This is a genomic window from Ancylobacter sp. (assembly GCF_965229075.1).
Classification (GTDB): domain Bacteria; phylum Pseudomonadota; class Alphaproteobacteria; order Rhizobiales; family Xanthobacteraceae; genus Ancylobacter.
Genome location: NZ_CBDDIO010000001.1, coordinates 12,646 through 31,317 on the forward strand (window position 1 = coordinate 12,646; position 18,672 = coordinate 31,317).

Below are 18,672 nucleotides of genomic sequence, written 5' to 3' on the forward strand. Positions count from 1 at the left end.
GCGCTTGATTGAGCCCGGGAAAGAGGAGGGCGCCTCACTCCCCCCGCCAGCCCTCGGCATAGACGATGCGTTCCACCCCGGCGAAGCGGGCGTGGCGGGTGAGCTCAGTGTCGAGCGCGTCGAGCCGCCCCTTGGTGGCGCGCACGCCCGGCTCCAGCCACAGCCGGCGCACATCGAGCGTGCCGGCCTTGCGGTCCGCCTTCATGTCGAGGCGCCCGACCATCCGGTCGCCCTCAAGGATCGGGAAGACGTAATAGCCATAGACGCGCTTTTCCGCCGGTACGAACACCTCGATGCGGTAGGAGAAGCCGAACAGCCGTTCCGCCCGGGCGCGGTCGCGCAGCAGCGGGTCGAACGGGCTCAGCACCCTCAGCCGCGCCAGCGGGGCGGGCAGCGACGCGAACAGGGCAGCGCTGCCGGCGAAGGCGTGCGACGCGCGGGGCTTGCCGTCCACCCCCTCGATCAGCACCGGCTCCAGCCGGTCGCGGTTCGTCTCCACCCAGGCTTTCGCCTCGGCCGGCGTGACGAGGTCCCAGAAGGCGGCGATCTCGCCATGGGTGGCAAAGCCCAGCCGCTCCAGTGCCGACGCGCAGGCCCAGTCGATGAAGGCGGCCTCATCGACCTCGGCGTCGCGGTGCCGGGCGGGGATGACCCGCTCGGTGAGGTCATAGACCTTCTGGAAGCCCTCGCGCCCGGCAATGGCCAGCGCGCCGGTGCGCCAGTGATATTCCAGCGCGGTCTTCTCCGGGTGCCAGTTCCACCAGCCGCCGGGCGGGCGCTTCTCGGCCTCGAAGTGCCGCGCCATCAGCGGCCCTTCCCGGCGCACCCGTTCCAGCACATGGTCGACATAGGTCTCGAAGCCGTTCTCATGCCATGAGCGCCAGCGTTCGGCGAGCGTCGCTTTCGCGCGGGCGAAGCGGTGCTTCCAATAGGGGAAGAAGGTGCTGGGGATGATGGCCGCGTCATGCGTCCAGTGCTCGAACAGCGCGTGGTCCTTCTCCAGCAGCGCCGTGAGATGCTCGCGCCTGTAGCTCGGGTTGCGGGCGAACAGAATGTGATGGTGCGCCCGCTCCACCGTGGCGATGCTGTCCACCTGCACGAAGCCGATGGCTTCTATCAGTTCCAGCAGCCCGGCCTTGCTCAGCGCCCCGCGCGGGCGGCTGAGGCCCTGGGTGGCGAGGAAGACGCGGCGGGCATCGCTATTGGAGAGGCGAATCGTCATGCCCCGATCTTAGGACGCGGCGGGCGACGGGAACAGATGGAGTACGAAACGCGCGCGCTCGTGAGCCGGCGGCCGTTGCGGGAGGCGGCGGCGCAAACTAAAATGGCCGCCAACTGCACGCGGAGCGCGGTGCAGGCCGGGAGTGCCGACGGCATCCCCGGTGAACCGCGCGCGTGCACGTAAGCGTTAACGTCACTCAACGCGCATGATCGAACGGCCTTCGGGGCGTGATCGGCGCGGCTTTGTCCTGCCGGTGCGGCCATGGCCGGAGAGGACCTGAGATGAACGTTGCCAACCCTGTTTTCCCCGCCGCCCCCACGCTGAACCGCCTGCGCTTCGAGCCGAAGCGGCGCCGCCTCACCGTGCTCTCCACGGAACGGGTCACGCCTTCCATGCTGCGCCTCGTGCTCGGCGGCGACGATCTCGCCGATTTCGTCAGCGCCGCGCCTGACGACCATGTGAAACTCGCCATCACCCGCCCGGACGGGACCGAGGAGCGGCGCGACTACACGCCCCGGCGCTTCGATGCGGCGCGGCGCGAACTCACCCTCGACTTCGCGCTGCACGAGGCCGGGCCGGCCACGCTCTGGGCGCTGCATGCGCGGCCGGGCGACCGGCTCGACGTGCTCGGCCCGCGCGGCTCCGCCGTGGTCGAGGACGCCGCGGTGGCGCGCTGGCTGCTGATCGGCGATGAGACGGCGCTGCCGGCGATTGGCCGGCGCATCGAGGAGGCGGCCGCAGGCGTGCGCCTCACCAGCGTTGTCGCGGTGACGGGCGCCGCGGAGGAGCAGCGTTTCGCCACGGCGGCGACGCTCGATGCGCGCTGGATTCACCGCCCGGCCACCGCGCTGAGCGAGGCCGCACCGTTCATCGCCGCACTTGAGACGATGGAACTGGCGCCGGCCACCTATGTCTGGCTCGCGGCCGAGGCGGCCGTGGCGCGGGCAGTGCGGGCCTATCTGACCGAGCGGCGCGGCGTGCCGATCGGCTGGATCAAGGCCGCCGGCTACTGGGTGCTGGGCCAGGCCGACGCGCATGAGAAGATGGGGTGACGCCGAAGATGGGGGGAGGCGCCCGCTCAGGCGGGCGCGTTCGCGCCGGTGGTCTCCGGCGCCCAGGGCAGCAGCCGCGTGAGCCCGCGATCCACCAGCGTGAACAGGATCAGCGCCATGGCGAGCAGCACGGCGAGCGCGGCGAACACCATGTCGGTCTGCATGCGGGCATTGGAATAGATCATGAGATAGCCGAGCCCGGCCGAGGCGCCGACCCATTCGCCTACCACCGCGCCGATGGGGGCGACGGCGGTGGCGACCTTCAGCCCGGAGGCCAGCGCCGGCAGGGCGGCGGGAATGCGGATGAAGCGCAGCGTCTTCAGGATGCCGGCGCCGTTCAGCCGGGCGAGATCGACCAGCCCGGCTTCAGTGCGGGCCAGCCCGTCGTGAAAGGCCGAGGCGACGGGGAAGAAGATGATGAGGCTCGCCATCACGATCTTGGAGGCGAGGCCGAAGCCGAACCAGATGACCAGCAGCGGGGCGATGGCGAAGACCGGCAGCGCCTGCGCCACCAGCAGAACCGGGCGCATGGCGCGGCGGGCGAGCGGCGAGGCCGCCATGGCGAGCGCGCAGGCGATGCCGAGCAGCGAGCCGCAGGCGAGGCCGAGCAGCATCTCGCCCAGCGTGATGCCGGCATTATGGGCGAGGATGCCGGCATTGTCCCACGCTGTCATGCCGATGCGAAGCGGGCCGGGCAGGATATAGGCGGGCACGGCGAGAAGACGCACCGCGCCTTCCCACAGGCCCAGCAGAACGAGAGTGACGGCGAGCGCGCGCCCGATGGCGGCCATGAGGCACATTCCTGCATTCGTTGCAGCCCTTATAGCCGCCGCCGGCCAAATGCGCGACGTTTGCGCTCGCGGGGAGAGCGCAAGCAGCGCCGGCCGGCGCGGAAAGACTTGACGGCCGTCAATGCGACGTCACTTCTTTGAAGGCAAAAAAGTCATCACCGGATGCGTGGAGGAAAGCAGATGATCAAGGATATTCTCGTCAGCCTGCGGGTGGCCGACGTTGGGGAAGATGTCGCCGGCGATTATGCGGTGTCTGCCGCCGCCGCGCTCGATGCCCATCTGACGGGCGTGGCCGTGAGCTACGAGATCGACGTGCCGCCGGTCTATACGGAAGCCTTCTCCACCGATTTCATCGAAGCGCAGCGCGCGGAAGCCCAGCGCCTCGCCCGCACCTCCGTCGAGCGCTTCGGCGAGGCGGCGCGCTCGCTCGGCCTTACCGGCGAGGTCCGGCTGGTCGATGGCACGCCCGGCGGCGCGGCCGAGCAGATCGGCGTGATGGCGCGCCTCTATGACCTCACCATCGTCAACCAGGCCGACCCGGACAAGCTCGGCCCGGAAGACGTGGTCACCGAGGCGGTGCTGTTCGATTCCGGCCGGCCGGTGCTGGTGGTGCCGCGCAAGCAGCAGAAGCCGTTCTCGGCCAAGCGCATCATGGTCGCCTGGGATGGCAGCCGCACCTCGGCGCGCGCCGTGGCGGAAGCGCGGGCGCTGCTCGGCCATGCCCATCTGGTCGAGGCGGTGGTGGTCGATACCGGCAAGCCGCTGCGCAAGAAGGGCGTCGACCTGCCGGGCGCCGACCTCGCCCGCCATCTCGCGCGGCACGAGAAGACGGTGGAACTGCGCACGCTGGTGCCGAGCGGGGATGAGAGCATCGCCGACGTGCTGCTCAAGGAAGTGGCGGCGCGCGACATCGACATCGTGGTGATGGGTGGCTACGGCCATTCGCGGCTGCGCGAATTCGTGCTCGGCGGCGTCACCCGCGACATGCTGGAACGGATGACGGTGCCGCTGTTCCTCGCCCATTGAGGCTGGCCGGCACCCCCGCGACATCAAGGCCCGGCGTCCGCGCCGGGCTTTTCGCTTCAGGGCCGTCCGCATGCCGACTTCAACATGTGAACGGACAGGCCTGCCGGATGAGGTTACCTGTCCGCCATGGGCCGACGACACGGAGCCCGGAGGAAACACCATGAAAAGGCTGCTCGCGACCACGCTGGCGCTGCTCGCCACCGTCAACCTGTCTCTCGCCTGCACGGCGGTCGACATCGTCGCCAAGGACGGCACCGTCATTGCCGGGCGCACCATGGAATGGGCGTTCGACATGAAGTGGCAGCTGGTGAGCCAGCCCAAGGGCACCGAACTGACGCTGGTCGCCCCCGCCGCCCTTGGCCTGCCCGCGCACAAGGTGGCGACGAAATATGCGGTGGTGGGGGTGAATGCCGGCATCATCCCCGGCGGGGCGCTGCTCGACGGGCAGAACTCGGAAGGCCTGTCGATGAGCGGCAATTTCCTGCCGGGCTTCACCCAGTACCAGACGGTGACGAAGGAAGACACGCAGTACCAGACCGTGCTGACCTTCGGCTCCTGGGCGCTGGGCAGCTTCGCCACTGTCGCCGAACTGCGCGCGGCGCTGCCGGCGATGAAGGTGTGGGCGGATGACACGCTGCCGAGCGGCCCGACGCCGCCGACCATCCATTTCGTCTTTGTCGACCGCAGCGGCGCGGGCATGGTGGTGGAATATGTCGGCGGCGAGGTCCGCATCCACGACAATGTCGCGCATGTGCTGACCAATGCGCCGACCTATGACTGGCACCTGACCAATGTCCGCAACTATCTGAACCTCAGCACAGTCGGCGTGCCGAGCCGGATGATCGGCAACGTCAACGTGACCGAAATCGGCCAGGGCGGCGGGCTGATCGGGCTTCCCGGCGACTACACCCCGCCCTCGCGCTTTGTCCGCGCCGCTCTGCTGCGCCACGGCGTGGTGCCGCCGCAGGACGCCGGCGAGGCGGCGCAGGCGGTCGCCCATATTCTCAACAATGTCGATATCCCGCTCGGCATCGCGCAGTCCCGGCTGCCGGACGGGTCGACGGTCTCCGATTACACCCAGTGGGTGGTGGTGAAGGACCTGACCCATAACCGGCTGATGATCGCCGACTACGCCAACCGGCTGAACTATCTCAGCATCGACCTCGCGCCGCTGTTCGCGCAGACCACGCCGGCGGCGCGGCTGGTGACCGAGCTGCCCTATCCCAAGGCCAGCGCCGGCGCCGAGGTTCTGGCGCCCTGAGACCTTGCCGGTCGGCCCCCGTCCGGCTGGCCGGCGGCTTGCATGGCGCTTGTCCCCCCGTGAGGAGACCGCGCCGATGCTCTCCATGCCGCCGCCCACGCCGTCGCGCCCAATTCCGTCGCCCCAGCCGCTGACCGCCGAGCGGGTGCGTGCCGCCGAGGCGTTCGCCCTCGCTTATGCCCGCAAAAGGGGCGGGCGGGTGCGGGTGCGGCCGGATGTGTGGCTGGAATTGCGGGCGGCCGGGGCGGACATGTCGCTCTATATCTGCGACACGCGCTGAGCCGCCGATGGGCGGCGCGCGCCGTTCAGCTGCGCCCGAGCGCGGCCTTGAACTCGTCCGGCAGCAGCACGTTTTCGGACGCCTGCGCAAACATCGGCGCGATGTCGGCCGGGGTGTAGCCGGCATGGCCGCAGCCGATCGGCGTGAGCTGGAAGCTGAGATCCGGCCGCGCGGCGGCGAATTTCAGGAAGCGGCGGACATATTTCTGGATGTCGGCCAGCGGCAGCGTCTCGATGTCCCAATCCTTGGTGGGAATGGCGAAGGCGGTGCCGGTGAGGCCGAAGCCGACGCCCCATTCCGCGCCCCGGTTGTCATGCGCCCAGCGCGCCGCCCCGCCCGCATGGATGCCGGCGAGATTCGAGCCGAAGACGAAGATCGGGTTGCGCTCCATGCCGCCATTCCTTGCCTATGCCGCTGCCGCCCGGCGCAGGCCAGCGAAGCGTCGTGAACCACGACGGCCGCCCGGCGCGCCAGGCACCGGCGATAAGCGACGAAAATGACGGGGGCAAGGACGATTCTGGTACAGCTGGGTGGGCTCGAACCACCGACCTCCGGTTCCACAGACCGGCGCTCTAACCAACTGAGCTACAGCTGCGTGCCAGAACGGCGCGGAACCTACTTTGGTGGCCGGCGCTTTGCAAGGCCGCCGCGCACGCTTCCGCAAAGGAGGTGGACAACCTTTTTGCACCGCCCTTCCGAGAGACGCACGCACGGCCCTCGCATGGCACGCTTCCTGTATCATCGGCGGCAGAAAACAGCATGGAGGCAGCGATGCGGACAGAGGCGGACGGTGAGGGCGGGACACCCTGCGGGGCGCTGCTCGATGCGGGGCTCGCCGTGGCGCGCCTGCCGCTGGAGCCGGAATTGCGGCCGCGCGTGCTGATGCATCTGGAAACCGCCACGGCGATGGCGGCGCTGGTGATGGCGTTCGCCCTGCCTGATGAGGCAGAGCCCGCGCCGGTGTACCGGCCATGAGCGCGCCTGTGTCCCCTGATGCCGCCGCCGCGACGCTTCTCGCCGGACCCGCCACCGACCTCGCCGCCGCCGTGCGCGAGGGGCGGGTGAGCGCCCGCGCCGTCACGCAAGCGGCGCTGGCGCGAATCGACGCGGTCGACCCCGTGCTGAACGCCTTCACCGATGTCACGCCCGAGCGCGCGCTGGCGGAGGCTGACGCGCTCGATGCCGCCCGTGCCGCCGGGCAGGCGCTCGGCCCGCTCGCCGGCGTGCCGTTCGCGGCGAAGAACCTGTTCGATCTCAAGGGCCTGCCGACGCGGGCGGGGGCGAAGATCAACCGTGACCGCCCGCCCGCCGCGCGCGACGCGACGCTGGTGGAGCGGATGAACGCCGCCGGGGCGGTGTGCCTCGGCGGGCTCAACATGGGCGAATATGCCTATGACTTCACCGGCGAGAACCGGCATGACGGGCGTTCGGCCAATCCGCACGACCCCGCGCATATGTCCGGCGGCTCCTCCGGCGGCTCGGGTTCCGCGGTGGGCGGCAAGCTGGTGCCGCTGGCGCTCGGCTCCGACACCAACGGCTCGATCCGCGTGCCGTCCTCCTTCTGCGGCATTTTCGGGCTGAAGCCGACCTATGGGCGGCTGTCGCGGGCGCGCAGCTTTCCCTTTGTCGCCAGCCTCGACCATCTCGGCCCCTTCGCCCGCCATGTCGGCGACCTCGCCGCCACCTATGACGCGCTGCAGGGTCCGGATGCCGACGATCCGGCACTGGCCGACGCGCCCGTCACGCCGACGCTCGCCACCCTCGATTCGCCCGGCGATCTCAAGGTCGCGGTGCTCGGCGGCTGGTTCGCCCGGCAGGGCACGCCCCAGGCCTATACGGCGGTGGCGCGCGCGGCGAAGGCGCTGGGCGCGACGCGAACGGTGGAACTGCCGGAGGTGGAGCGGGCGCGGGCGGCGGCCTATCTCATCTCCATGGCGGAAGGGGCGGCGCTGCATGAGGGGCGGCTGCGCGCGCGGCCCGACGATTTCGACCCGGCGGTGCGCGAGCGCCTGCTGGCCGGGGCGGTGCTGCCGGCGATGTGGATCGCCCGGGCGCAAATCTTCCGCCGCTGGTTCCGCGACCGGGCGCTGGAACTGTTCGCCGATTGCGACGTGCTGATCGCGCCCTCGACCCCGGTGCCGGCGCCGCGCGGGGGGCAGACGACCTTCGTGCTCGACGGGCGGGAAATGCTGGTGCGGCCGAATATCGGCATCTACACCCAGCCCATCTCCTTCATCGGCCTGCCGGTGGCCGCCGCGCCGATCCCGACCGACGACCCGCTGCCGATCGGGGTGCAGCTCATCGCCGCCCCGTGGCGGGAGGACAAGGCGCTGCAGGCGGCGCGGGTGCTGGAGCGGGCGGGCGTCGCCCTCGCCCCCGAGCCGGTGCTGTGAGGCTCAATCCCGGCGGAAGGCTATATTGGCGATGAAGCCGACGGTGAGCGCCATCAGCGCGGTGGCGAGGCCGTAGAGCCAGGGATGATCCTGCGCCGTCGTGGCGACCGTCTGCTCGAAATCGACCTTCGCCACTTCCAGCGGCAGCGTTCCCCGGCCGACCAGGGCGCCGCCGCTGAAGGTCTTCACCACGACTTCATAGGTGCCGATGGGCGCGGTGCCGGGAATGGGGATGGTGGCGCGGAACACGTTCGGGGCGATGAACTCCACCCCGGCCGGGCGCTCGAAATACAGGCCCTGCGCCTGCTTGACCCGCAGAAAGGCCTGCCGGAACGGGTCCTGCGGCACCACATCGGCATAGTCCGAGCCGATGCGCTGCAGCAGCCGGTTATTGTCCAGCCCCGCCTGTTCCCAGCGCAGCGTCTCCGCATCGGCCATGTCCGCCGGGGGTCGGCTGGCGAGCACGGCGAGATAGGAGGGGGCGGCGAGGAAGCTGCGGCCGTCCACATTCACCCACAGGCCGAAGCGGCGCTCCTTGCGCCAGGTGGTGAAGCTCTCGCTCGGTCCGCGCACGGTGACGACGACATCCGGCGAAGCGGACGGCGGCACAGCGCCGGGATCTATGACGCCGAACAGCACCAGCGTGTCGCCGGTGAAGTTCGAGGTGATGGTGACGCGGGCTTTCGACAGCGACAGCACCAGATCCGCCCGCGCCGGCGTGCCGGCGACGAGCAGGAGCAGGGCGAGAAGCGATGCGGCCATCCCCCTCATCGCGCCGCCTCATTGATGGAGACGGCGTAGAGGTCTGCCGGGGTGACGATCTGGTCCACCGCCACGCGCAGGCCGACGGCGAGCACCAATAGGCCGAGCAGCAGGCGCAGCTTTTCCGCCCGCATCGCCTGCCCGGCACGGGCACCGAACTGCGCGCCGATGGTGCCGCCGACCATCAGCACCAGCCCCAGCACCGCATCGACCGTCTGGTTGAGCACGGCGTGCATGAGGATGGCGGCGGTCATCGTCACCAGCGTCAGCATCAGCGCGGTGGCGATGGAGGTGAGCGTCGGCACGCGCAGCAGATAAATCAGCGCCGGCACCAGCAGGAAGCCGCCGCCAATGCCCATCAGCGCGCCGAGAAAGCCGATGGCGAAGCCGATCGTCACCACGGGAATGACCGAGACATAGATGCGCGACTGGCGGAAGCGCACCTTGAACGGCATGCGCAGAAACCAGGGATGCGCTCCCGGCCGCTTCACCTGCGCCTTCTCGCCCCGCCATTCGCGCAGCAGTGCCCGCAGGCTTTCCGCCACCATGAGCGAGCCGATGGTGCCGAGCAGGACGATATAGGTGACGGCGATGACGAGATCGAGCTGGCCGAGCCGTCGCAGCAGCATGAAGCTGACGACGCCGGCCAGCGTGCCGGTGAGGCCGCCGGCCAGGAGCACAAGCCCCAGGCGGACATCCACCAGCCCCCGTCGCAAATAGGTGAGGGTGCCGGAAAAGGACGAGGCGGCCATGTGGGTGGACACGCTCGCCACCGCCACCGCCGGCGGCACGCCGAGGAAGATGAGCAGCGGCGTCATCAGGAAGCCACCGCCGACGCCGAACATGCCGGAGATGAAGCCGACCGCGATCCCCAGCGCCAGCAGCGTGAAGATGTTCACCGGCAGTTCCGCTATCGGCAGATAGATGGTCACGGGCAGATCCGGCAGCGTCGGGGGCGCACGACACCCATGCACAGCCCATAGCAGGATTCGGCCGGCAAGGGTTTAACGCCGGTGCGAACCGGCGGTGGCCATGGCGTGCGCGGGGCGGTTCTGTAATACATTATGTGCGATAATGCTTCATATCTGCCTGGCGAGACTGTAGTAGCGGGCTGTTGATCTCGTCTTCTTGGTAAAAAATTTTGGCCGCGAAGGTCATTTCGCGGGAGATGAGCCAGTATTGCTGACTTAACGTTCAGGGAGGTCGTGCTAGCGTGCCGTCGCAACGGACCCGAACGAGGTCCGGCACCCTAGGAGGAACCCCATGTCTCTTTTCCGGCGCGGTTCGCAGACCGCGGCGCTGCTCGCCACCACCATGTTCGCGGGCGCGGTGATGCTGTCGGCTTCGGCTCAGGCCCAGTCGACCGACAACATGCAGAAGCTCTCGAATTTCCAGCAGACCGGCGCCTCCATGGAAATGGAAACGGTGCCGCAGACCGGGCCGCGCGCCGAGGCGTTCAAGAAGACGCTGGCCGGCATCAAGCTGCCGGACGGCTTCAAGATCGCGCTTTACGCCATCGTGCCGGATGCACGCGAAATGGCGGTGGGGCCGACCACCGGCGCCGTCTTCGTCGGCACCCGCAAGTCGAAAGTGTGGGCGGTGACCGACCGAGACAAGGACCGCGTCGCTGATGAGGTGAAGGTCTTTGCGCCCTCGATCCAGTTCAAGCTGCCCAACGGCGTGTGCTTTTCCAAGGACGGCTTCCTGTTCGTCGCCGAGCAGAACCGCGTCCTGCTCTTCCCCGCCGCCGAATTCTTCTATGAGGGGCCGGATGTCGCCGCCTTCGAGGTGGTGAAGCAGGGCGAACTCATTCCGCCCTCGGAGGAATCCTACAACCACACCGCCCGCGTCTGCCGCATCGGGCCGGACGACAAGCTGTATATTACCCTGGGCCAGCCCTTCAACGTCTTCGCGCCGGAGAAATACGACCTCTACAAGAAGAACGGCATCGGCGGCATCGTGCGGATGGACCGCGACGGCAAGAACCGCGAAGTCTATGCGTGGGGCATCCGCAATTCGGTGGGCATGGACTTCAACCCGAAGGACAAGACCCTGTGGTTCACCGACAACCAGGTCGACGGCATGGGGGACACCATTCCGCCGGGTGAACTGAACCGCGCCACCAAGTCCGGCCAGACTTTCGGCTTCCCCTATTTCGGCGGCGGAAGTGTCCGTACCGTCGAATACAAGGACCAGACGCCGCCGGCCGATTCCGTGCCGCCCCAGGTGGAGATGGAAGCGCATGCCGCCGATCTCGGCATGACCTTCTACACCGGCAAGCAGTTCCCGGCGAAGTATCAGGGCGGCATCTTCTCGGTGCAGCACGGCTCGTGGAACCGCACCGATCCGGTCGGCGCGCGGGTGATGTTCACCACGCTGAACGAGGACGGCACCGCCGCCAAGACCGAGCCCTTCGCCGAGGGCTGGCTGGTGAACGGCGAATATCTCGGCCGTCCGGCCTCCGTGGCGCAGCTGAATGACGGCTCGCTCCTGGTGGCCGACGACACGTCGGGCGCGATCTACCGCATCTCCTACGAGAAGTAAGCGGCCGCGCCTCATCGCCCCTGCGCCGCAAGACCGGCGCGGGGGCCCTTATCTCTTGCCGGGAATCGTCAATGAAACGCATGTACTGCGTGCCGCTGCTTCTGACGGCGGCACTCGGCGTCACCCACGCTGTGGCGCAGGACGCCAAGGCGGGGCGCGCCAAGGCTTCGGCCCAATGCGCCGTCTGTCACGGCATGGACGGCATCGCCCAATTGCCGACGGCGGCCAATCTGGCGGGCCAGCAGGAAGTCTATCTCGCCAAGGCGCTGGAGGATTTCCGTGCCGGCCGCCGCGTCAACGAAATGATGACGGTGGTGTCGAAGGACCTGACCGACGCCGACATCGCCAATCTCGCGGCGTGGTACGGGTCAATCAAGATCACCGTGCAACTGCCGGAGCGTTGAGCGCCGGGTCGACCCGAGGGCGGATGCGGCGCGAGAGCGTTTTCGAGCGAAGTGGATACCGGTTCGCGTGAAGAAAACGCGAAGATCTAGGCGGTGTCCGCCCTTTCTTTATCCGTTGCTCAGAGCCTGTCCGAAAATTCGATAGTAGGATGGGGAACTGGCACCTAATTGTAAGTCAGCTCTTTTCGGGCTCGTTGCCACTCCTCCCAGCAATTTTCGGGATCGATATCGAGGTAACCTCTTGCCTCATCCATCTTCCGAGCAACGTCGGGCGGAACGGCAATCGCATGACAATTGTCGCGGATTTGGATCACCTCTTCCTCTGTCAAAGGGCTTCCCTTGGCTCGCTCCCGGTTAATTAGAGTGGAGACAAGACTGGGAACTGGATAGATAATGAGGTATTCGTCATTGCTCATGGAACACCTTTCAAAGCGGTGACTCATCTTGGCTTGAAGGCGGCTGTAGAGCCCTGAGCAAACAGCCCGTTTCTGCGAAAACAGCGAGGCTGAATTCAGAGGGGCGATCTCGCCCGCCAATGCAACACCGGAGAATAGCAATGCTATTCCGAGCAAAAGAAACCTCACATCCTACCTCTCCGCTGATTAACGCGACGATAGAACGCGCCTGAGCCTGACGTCAAATTCAGTCCGGCAACCGATGACATAGTTCTCCCGCAGATGGCCGGAATTGTCGCCTAACTACTGATTCCAGGACGAATTATGCTAAGGCGTTTTCTCTACGCTGCATCCATCATGACACTTGTCAGACGCATTGCTCGCGCAGCATGAATTATCGGACGGACTCTCAGGCGCGCAGCCGGCTCTGCCGGAACTGCGCCAGCAGCGCGGCGAGTAGCGTTTCCAGCCCTCGCGCCAGCTGCGGCAGCGCGAGCCGGCCGGGACGCGGCCGCGGCACATGCACGAACACCGCGAGCGGCGGCCCGCCATCGGCGCGACGGCCGGTGCGCGCCCAGCCATAGGCGCGGAAGGCCAGCGCATTGCAGACATAGCGGCCGGCATGGCGCGAGAGATGGGCGGGGACGCCAGCCGCGCGCAGCGCCGCCAGCAGCGGCGCCGGGCGGGCGGCCAGCGCCCTCTGCGCCGGTGCGCCGGGCTCCAGCACATGCGCGACCGGGCGATGGCCGGCGGCATCGGGAAACGCGCCGGTCGCATTCCGGCCGACGATTTCAATCGACACACGCCGGCGCCGGGCGGCAACGCCGAGCATCAGCACGATATCCGGCTGGGTCTGCGCGAGCAGGGCAGGGAAGGCGGCGGCCTCGTCCCAGCGCGTGGCGAGCAGGCGCAGCTCAGTTGCGGCGCCCCCGGCCGGGCGGCTGCGCGCGAGGTGGCGGGCCAGCTGGGCGGACGGATTGGTCGGCATGCCGGGAAAATGGCCGAAGCCGGTGATGAGCAGGCGCGGCAGAGCCAGTGCCTTCGCCTGCCCGGCGCGCATCAGGCCGCGCGCGCCTCCAGCGCCCGCGCCAGAGCGCCCTCGAGATCGGCCAGCTGGAACGGCTTGTTCAGCACCGGGCATGTGCGCCAGGCGGCGTCGATGGCGCTGTCGTTGTAGCCGGTGGAGAAAACGATGGGGATGCCGTGGCGGGCGATCGCCTCGGCGATGTCGTAGCTGTTGCGCGTGCCGAGATTGAGGTCGAGCATGGCGACATCGATCTCGTCATGGCGGGTGGCGACGAAATTCAGCGCATCGTCGAAGCGCGACTCATTGCCGACGACGGTGGCGCCCAGTTCCTCAAGCATGCCCTCGATCATCATCGCGACGAGCGTTTCGTCCTCGACCACGAAGACGCGCTGGCCCGACAGCGTGGGCTGATCCTGCATGATGATGTGTCACTCCTTCTGGTCGGGCTTGCCTGTTCGGTGCCGACCAGCAACCGTCGCCATTTTGAATATTCTTCCCTCATTTCGGCTTTTTTGCGAGTCCGGCCTCACAGATCCGGCCAGCCGAACAGATCGGCGATCTTCGCGGCGCCGAGCGTGGGGGAAAGCGCGCCCGCCGCCACCGCCTGTTCGATCGCCGGCAGCTGCGCCCGCAGCGCCGGTGCGCGGCGCAGCGCCTCGCGCACCCGCTCGTCGAACAGGGTCCACATCCATTTCACCTGCTGGCCGCTGCGGCGCGCGGTGAACGCGCCCGCTTGCGTCGCGCGGTCGCGATGCGCCTCAACCGTCGCCCACAGGGCATCGACCCCCTCGCCGGTGAGGCCGGAATAGGTAAGCACCGGCACCGACCAGAACGGCTCGCGCCCGCCCAGCACATGCAGCGCCGCGCGGTATTCGCCCGCCGCCGCCTTGGCACGGGCGAGATTGGCGCCGTCGGCCTTGTTCACCGCGACGATGTCGGCCAGCTCGATGATGCCCTTCTTGATGCCCTGCAACTCGTCGCCGGCGCCGGGCAGCATGAGCACGAGGAAGGTGTCGGTCATGTCCGCCACCGCGGTTTCCGACTGGCCGACGCCGACCGTCTCCACCAGCACGACGTCATAGCCCGCTGCCTCGCACAGCAGCATGGTCTCGCGGGTGCGCGCCGCGACCCCACCGAGCGTGCCGCCGGCCGGGGAGGGGCGGATGAAGGCGCGCTCTTCCAGCGACAGGCGGGCCATCCGCGTCTTGTCGCCGAGAATGGAGCCGCCGGTGCGGGTGGAGGAGGGGTCCACCGCCAGCACCGCCACGCGGTGCCCCCGGGCGATGAGATGGCTGCCGAGCGTGTCGATGGTGGTCGACTTGCCCACCCCCGGCACGCCGGTGATGCCGAGGCGCAGGGCGCGCCCGGTCTGCGGCAGCAGCGCCTGCAAGAGCTCGCCCGCCAGTGCGCGATGCGCCGGCTTGCGCGATTCCACCAGCGTGATCGCCCGGGCAAGCGTGGCGCGGTGGCCGGAGCGGACACCCTCGATGAGCGCGTCGAGGGCGGGCAGCGGGGCGGCGTGCGTCACTTCAGGAATGGGCGAACTCCCAGTAGAGGTCGCGGGCGCGGCGATAGACCGGGCCGGGCTGGAGATCGCGCGCCTCGATCCGCGTCACCGGCGTCACCTTGGAGTAGTTGCCGGTGGAGAAAATCTCATCCGCCTCCAGAAAGTCGCGCCAGGTGAGCGCAGCTTCCACCACCTCGATGCCCGCCTCCCGCAGCAGATTTGCCGTGCGGGTGCGGGTGATGCCGGCGAGGAAGGTGCCGTTCGGCGCCGGGGTGAAGGCGACGCCGTCCTTGGCGAGGAAGACATTGGCGGTGGCGAGCTCGGCGACATTGCCCAGCATGTCGCAGAGCACCGCATTGTCGAAGCCGCGCGCATGCGCCTCGACCAGCGCCCGGGCATTGTTGGGGTAGAGGCAGCCGGCCTTGGCGTCGGTGACGGCGCATTCGATGGTCGGCCGGCGGTAGCGCGACAGGGTGATCGCCGTGCCGTGGTCGGGGCTCGGCATGCCGGCCTCGTAAAGGCTGAGGCACCAGCGGGTGGATTCCGGGTCGGCGTCCACCGTGCGTGCGCCGGGATATTCCGCCCAGTACATCGGCCGGATGTAGAGCGCGGCGCCGGGCGGGAAGCGCTTCACGCCCTGATGCGCCAGCTCGACCCATTTCTCCACCGAGACCAGCGGCTTCAGCCCCATCGCGACCGCCGAGCGGTTGACCCGCGCGCAGTGCAGATCGAGGTCCGGCGTCACCCCCTCAAAGGCGCGGGCGCCGTCGAACACCGAGGTGCCGAGCCAGGTGGCATGGCTGCGCACGCCCAGGATCGGGATGTTGCCCTCCTGCCAGCTGCCGTTGAAGAAGGTCCAGGTCTGCGTCCAGTGATGCGACATGTCCGCTACTCCGCCAGCGCCGCGAGGATGCGGACCCAGCTGCGAATGCCCTTGTGGAAGGAGGTGAGGTCGTATTTCTCGTTCGGCGAATGGATGCGGTCATCGTCCAGCGCGAAGCCGACCAGCAGCGTGTCCTGCCCAAGCACCTTCTTGAACTGGCCGACGACGGGGATGGAACCGCCCTCGCCATAGGTGACGGCCGGCGCGCCCCATTCCTCGCCCAGCGCGCTCGCAGCCTTGGCGAGCAGCGGGTTGTCATGGGCGACGGCCACCGCGCGGTTGCCCTCGCCGCCGAGGAATTCGACCGTGCAGTCGGGCGGCAGCTTGGAGCGGATATAGGCGCGCACGCAGTCGCGCACATGGGCGGGGTACTGGTCCGCCACCAGCCGGCAGGTGATCTTGGCGGTGGCGATGGAGGGGATGACGGTCTTGCCCCCCTCGCCGATATAGCCACCCCACAGGCCGTTGACCTCGAAGGTCGGGCGGGTCGAGACCATCTCGATCAGCAGCCGGTCCTTCTCGCCGATGGGATGGGAGAGGCCGACGGGGCCGAGGAAGTTCTCCGTCGTCAGGTCGAGCTTCGCCCAGGAATCACGCATGTGCTCGGACGGCTCGACCACATCGTCATAGAAGCCGGGAATGGTGATGCGCCCGTCCGGGCCGTGGACGCCGGCGATGATCTTGGAAATGACATGCAGCGGGTTGGCGGCGGCGCCGCCATAATAGCCGGAATGCAGGTCGCGGTCGGCGGCGCGCACGACGAACTCGTCATGCATCAGCCCGCGCAGCGAGAGGATGATGGCAGGCGTTTGCGCGTCCCACATCCCGGTGTCGCAGACGAGGGCGAGATCGGCTTTCAGCTCGTCCTTATGCGCTTCCAGGAACGGGCCGATATTGGCCGAACCGCTCTCCTCCTCGCCTTCGACCACGATCGCCACATCGACCGGGAGGCGGCCGATGGTGCTGATATAGGCGCGGCAGGCCTCGACGAAGGTCATCACCTGACCCTTGTCGTCGGACGAGCCACGGGCGACGATCCGCTTCACCCCGTCCGCCGTTTCGACGATGCGCGGCTCGAAGGGCGGGCTGTCCCACAGTTCCAGAGGATCGACCGGCTGCACGTCGTAATGGCCGTAGAACAGCACCCGCCGCTCCGCGCCCTCGGACGACGTGCCGGTGACGATGGGATGGCCGGGCGTGTCGTTGAGCTTGGCGACGAGGCCGAGCGTGGCGAGGTCGTCCGCCAGCCACTGGCCGGCGCGGCGGCAATCGGCGGCATAGGCGCGGTCGGTGGAAATGGAGGGGATGCGCAGGAAGTCGAACAGACGCGCGAGCGAGGCGTCGAGATCGGCGTCGACGGCCGCGAGCACGCGGTCGAGGTCTGTCCTGGAAAGAGCGGCCATGGCCGGGAGTCCTTGTCGTTTCAAAGAGGCTTTTCCGCCTCATCCCCGGGCTTGACCCGGGGACCCAGACACCTTGCGCCTCCGTCAAGGACTGGGTGGCCGGGTCAAGCCCGGCCATGAGGGTCTCATTGGTGTCTACCGCCGGCGGGCACCGCCGAGCACGTTGCGCAGAATGGCCTTGGTCACTTCATTGGTGACCTGCCGCGTCACCTGGTTGACCATTCGCTCGCCCATGCTCATGCCGCCGCGCGGGCCGCGCCGGAACAGGCCGCCAAGCGTGTCCGCCAGCCAGCCGCCGCCGCTCTGCGTCTCCGCCTCGGCCGGCGCGGCTTCGGGCGCGGTGGCCTGCTCGGCGCGCTTGGCGAGGATTTCATAGGCGGATTCGCGGTCGAGCGTTTCGTCATAGGCGTGCCTCACCGGGCTTTGCGCCATCGCGATCTTGCGCAGCTCCGGAGTGATGGGTCCGACGCGGGCGGCGGGCGGGGCGATCAGCGTGCGCTCGACCATGGACGGGGTGCCATTGCCCTCCAGCATCGAGACCAGCGCCTCGCCCTTGCCAAGCTGGGTGATGACCTCGGCCGTGTTCAGCTTCGGGTTGGGGCGGAAAGTGTCGGCCGCCGCCTTCACCGCCTTCTGGTCGCGCGGGGTGAAGGCGCGCAGCGCGTGCTGCACCCGGTTGCCGAGCTGGGCGAGCACGCTGTCGGGAATGTCGAGCGGGTTCTGGGTGACGAAATACACGCCCACCCCCTTGGAGCGGATGAGCCGCACCACCTGTTCCACCTTCTGCAGCAGCGCCTTCGGCGCCCCGTCGAACAGGAGATGCGCCTCGTCGAAGAAGAACACCACGCGCGGCTTTTCGGGATCGCCGACTTCGGGAAGCTCTTCGAACAGTTCGGACAGCAGCCACAGCAGGAAGGAGGCGTAGAGCCGGGGCGAGGCCATCAGCTTGTCGGCGGCGAGCAGCGAGATGGTGCCGTAGCCCGAGCGCGGCTCGACCCGCATCAGATCGGTGATCTTCAGCGCCGGCTCGCCGAAGAATTTGTCGGCGCCCTGATTTTCCAGCACCAGCAGCGCCCGCTGTATGGCGCCGACGGTGGCGGGCGAGACATTGCCATAAGTGGTGGTAAGCCTGCCCGCATTCTCCGCGACGAAGGCCAGCATCGCCCGCAGATCCTTGAGGTCGAGCAGCAGCAGGCCCTGCTCGTCGGCGATGCGGAACACGACGTTCAACACGCCTTCCTGCACCTCGTTGAGGTCCAGGAGCCGCGCCAGCAGCAGCGGCCCCATTTCCGAAACGGTGGCACGCACCGGGTGCCCCTGTTCGCCGAACAGGTCCCAGAACAGGACGGGGAATTCGTCCGGCACATAGTCGATGCCGATCTCGGCGCAGCGCTTGACGATCCAGTCCTGACCCTCGCCGGGCATGCCGATGCCGGAGAGGTCGCCCTTGATGTCGGCGGCGAAAACCGGGACGCCGGCGCGGGAAAAGCCTTCCGCCAGCGTCTGCAGCGTCACCGTCTTGCCGGTGCCGGTGGCGCCGGTGGCGAGGCCGTGGCGGTTGGCGAGCTTCAGCGCGAGATATTCGGCCTTTCCCGTGCCACCCCCGCTCAATGGGCTTCGCCCGACGAAGATCTGGCCCTCGGTGTCACCGGACATGGCTGCCTCCTGCGCACGCTCGCGTCCTCTCCTTTAGAGCGCAGCCGGGGGCGGTTCGGCAAGCCG

Annotated in this window: 20 protein-coding genes and 1 tRNA gene; 8 read left to right on the forward strand and 13 right to left on the reverse strand. The window is 68.3% G+C overall.

Features of this window, described 5'->3' with window-relative positions; genetic code table 11:
* Positions 1 to 34: 34 nt before the first annotated feature.
* Entirely contained in the window at positions 35 to 1,222 is a 1,188-nt protein-coding gene (locus ACO07Z_RS00055) for a winged helix-turn-helix domain-containing protein (protein WP_421696814.1), read from the reverse strand.
* A gap of 281 nt (positions 1,223 to 1,503) precedes the next feature.
* Here ACO07Z_RS00055 and ACO07Z_RS00060 point away from each other — a divergent pair, with 281 nt between their 5' ends.
* Positions 1,504 to 2,274 (forward strand): siderophore-interacting protein, encoded by a 771-nt coding sequence (locus tag ACO07Z_RS00060; protein WP_421696815.1) that lies wholly within the window; start codon positions 1,504 to 1,506, stop codon positions 2,272 to 2,274.
* 26 nt (positions 2,275 to 2,300) lie between these two features.
* Here ACO07Z_RS00060 and ACO07Z_RS00065 read toward each other — a convergent pair whose 3' ends face one another.
* Positions 2,301 to 3,065 (reverse strand): ABC transporter permease, encoded by a 765-nt coding sequence (locus ACO07Z_RS00065; RefSeq protein WP_421696816.1) that lies wholly within the window; start codon positions 3,063 to 3,065, stop codon positions 2,301 to 2,303.
* Positions 3,066 to 3,245: 180 nt separating this feature from the next.
* Here ACO07Z_RS00065 and ACO07Z_RS00070 point away from each other — a divergent pair, with 180 nt between their 5' ends.
* The 3 genes from ACO07Z_RS00070 to ACO07Z_RS00080 all read left to right on the forward strand — a co-directional run bounded on the left by ACO07Z_RS00070 (position 3,246) and on the right by ACO07Z_RS00080 (position 5,632).
* Positions 3,246 to 4,091, forward strand: coding sequence for a universal stress protein (locus ACO07Z_RS00070; protein WP_421696817.1), 846 nt, complete (start codon positions 3,246 to 3,248; stop codon positions 4,089 to 4,091).
* Between the two features lie 160 nt (positions 4,092 to 4,251).
* The gene (locus ACO07Z_RS00075; RefSeq protein WP_421696818.1) at positions 4,252 to 5,352 is read left to right on the forward strand and encodes a choloylglycine hydrolase family protein; all 1,101 of its coding nucleotides are present in this window, start codon (positions 4,252 to 4,254) and stop codon (positions 5,350 to 5,352) included.
* Between the two features lie 76 nt (positions 5,353 to 5,428).
* Complete coding sequence (locus ACO07Z_RS00080; protein WP_244377948.1) at positions 5,429 to 5,632, forward strand: hypothetical protein; 204 nt, start codon at positions 5,429 to 5,431, stop codon at positions 5,630 to 5,632.
* A 25-nt stretch (positions 5,633 to 5,657) separates the two neighbouring features.
* Here the strand turns inward: ACO07Z_RS00080 and ACO07Z_RS00085 are convergent, their stop codons facing one another.
* Both ACO07Z_RS00085 and ACO07Z_RS00090 read right to left on the reverse strand, forming a co-directional pair.
* Positions 5,658 to 6,023 carry an A1S_2505 family phage non-structural protein gene (locus ACO07Z_RS00085; RefSeq protein ID WP_244377946.1) on the reverse strand — a complete coding sequence of 122 codons (366 nt, stop codon included), beginning with the start codon at positions 6,021 to 6,023 and terminating at the stop codon, positions 5,658 to 5,660.
* Positions 6,024 to 6,150: 127 nt separating this feature from the next.
* Positions 6,151 to 6,227, reverse strand: a tRNA-His gene (locus ACO07Z_RS00090).
* Positions 6,228 to 6,403: 176 nt separating this feature from the next.
* Here ACO07Z_RS00090 and ACO07Z_RS00095 point away from each other — a divergent pair.
* Together ACO07Z_RS00095 and ACO07Z_RS00100 are read left to right on the forward strand one after the other, a co-directional pair.
* Entirely contained in the window at positions 6,404 to 6,607 is a 204-nt protein-coding gene (locus ACO07Z_RS00095; RefSeq protein ID WP_421696819.1) for a DUF4089 domain-containing protein, read from the forward strand.
* Complete coding sequence (locus tag ACO07Z_RS00100) at positions 6,604 to 8,025, forward strand: AtzE family amidohydrolase (protein ID WP_421696820.1); 1,422 nt, start codon at positions 6,604 to 6,606, stop codon at positions 8,023 to 8,025. Before ACO07Z_RS00095 ends, ACO07Z_RS00100 begins: the two co-directional genes overlap by 4 nt.
* Positions 8,026 to 8,028: 3 nt before the next feature.
* On the opposite strand, the gene ACO07Z_RS00105 is transcribed toward ACO07Z_RS00100, so the two are convergent.
* Positions 8,029 to 8,796 carry a TIGR02186 family protein gene (locus ACO07Z_RS00105; RefSeq protein ID WP_421696821.1) on the reverse strand — a complete coding sequence of 256 codons (768 nt, stop codon included), beginning with the start codon at positions 8,794 to 8,796 and terminating at the stop codon, positions 8,029 to 8,031.
* Complete coding sequence (locus ACO07Z_RS00110; RefSeq protein WP_421696822.1) at positions 8,793 to 9,719, reverse strand: sulfite exporter TauE/SafE family protein; 927 nt, start codon at positions 9,717 to 9,719, stop codon at positions 8,793 to 8,795. Before ACO07Z_RS00110 ends, ACO07Z_RS00105 begins: the two co-directional genes overlap by 4 nt.
* Before the next feature lie 331 nt (positions 9,720 to 10,050).
* On the opposite strand from ACO07Z_RS00110, the gene ACO07Z_RS00115 reads away from it, so the two are divergent.
* Both ACO07Z_RS00115 and ACO07Z_RS00120 read left to right on the forward strand, forming a co-directional pair.
* Positions 10,051 to 11,331: a PQQ-dependent sugar dehydrogenase gene (locus ACO07Z_RS00115; protein ID WP_421696823.1), complete on the forward strand. Its 1,281-nt coding sequence runs from the start codon at positions 10,051 to 10,053 to the stop codon at positions 11,329 to 11,331.
* 71 nt (positions 11,332 to 11,402) lie between these two features.
* Positions 11,403 to 11,735 (forward strand): c-type cytochrome, encoded by a 333-nt coding sequence (locus ACO07Z_RS00120; RefSeq protein ID WP_421696824.1) that lies wholly within the window; start codon positions 11,403 to 11,405, stop codon positions 11,733 to 11,735.
* 164 nt (positions 11,736 to 11,899) lie between these two features.
* Here the strand turns inward: ACO07Z_RS00120 and ACO07Z_RS00125 are convergent, their stop codons facing one another.
* The 7 genes from ACO07Z_RS00125 to ACO07Z_RS00155 form a co-directional block, all read right to left on the reverse strand.
* The gene (locus tag ACO07Z_RS00125; RefSeq protein ID WP_421696825.1) at positions 11,900 to 12,151 is read right to left on the reverse strand and encodes a hypothetical protein; all 252 of its coding nucleotides are present in this window, start codon (positions 12,149 to 12,151) and stop codon (positions 11,900 to 11,902) included.
* 388 nt (positions 12,152 to 12,539) lie between these two features.
* Positions 12,540 to 13,190: a peptidase C15 gene (locus ACO07Z_RS00130; protein ID WP_421696826.1), complete on the reverse strand. Its 651-nt coding sequence runs from the start codon at positions 13,188 to 13,190 to the stop codon at positions 12,540 to 12,542.
* On the reverse strand, positions 13,190 to 13,576 hold the full coding sequence (locus ACO07Z_RS00135; protein ID WP_421696827.1) for a response regulator: 387 nt from the start codon (positions 13,574 to 13,576) through the stop codon (positions 13,190 to 13,192). The genes ACO07Z_RS00130 and ACO07Z_RS00135 overlap by 1 nt, the downstream gene beginning before the upstream one ends.
* A gap of 107 nt (positions 13,577 to 13,683) precedes the next feature.
* Positions 13,684 to 14,685: a methylmalonyl Co-A mutase-associated GTPase MeaB gene (gene meaB / locus ACO07Z_RS00140; RefSeq protein ID WP_421696828.1), complete on the reverse strand. Its 1,002-nt coding sequence runs from the start codon at positions 14,683 to 14,685 to the stop codon at positions 13,684 to 13,686.
* Position 14,686: 1 nt separating this feature from the next.
* The gene (locus ACO07Z_RS00145) at positions 14,687 to 15,547 is read right to left on the reverse strand and encodes a branched-chain amino acid aminotransferase (protein WP_421696829.1); all 861 of its coding nucleotides are present in this window, start codon (positions 15,545 to 15,547) and stop codon (positions 14,687 to 14,689) included.
* A 5-nt stretch (positions 15,548 to 15,552) separates the two neighbouring features.
* The gene (locus tag ACO07Z_RS00150; RefSeq protein WP_421696830.1) at positions 15,553 to 16,950 is read right to left on the reverse strand and encodes a dipeptidase; all 1,398 of its coding nucleotides are present in this window, start codon (positions 16,948 to 16,950) and stop codon (positions 15,553 to 15,555) included.
* 135 nt (positions 16,951 to 17,085) lie between these two features.
* Positions 17,086 to 18,606, reverse strand: a complete 1,521-nt coding sequence (locus tag ACO07Z_RS00155; RefSeq protein WP_421696831.1) for a helicase HerA-like domain-containing protein — start codon at positions 18,604 to 18,606, stop codon at positions 17,086 to 17,088.
* Positions 18,607 to 18,672: the final 66 nt, after the last annotated feature.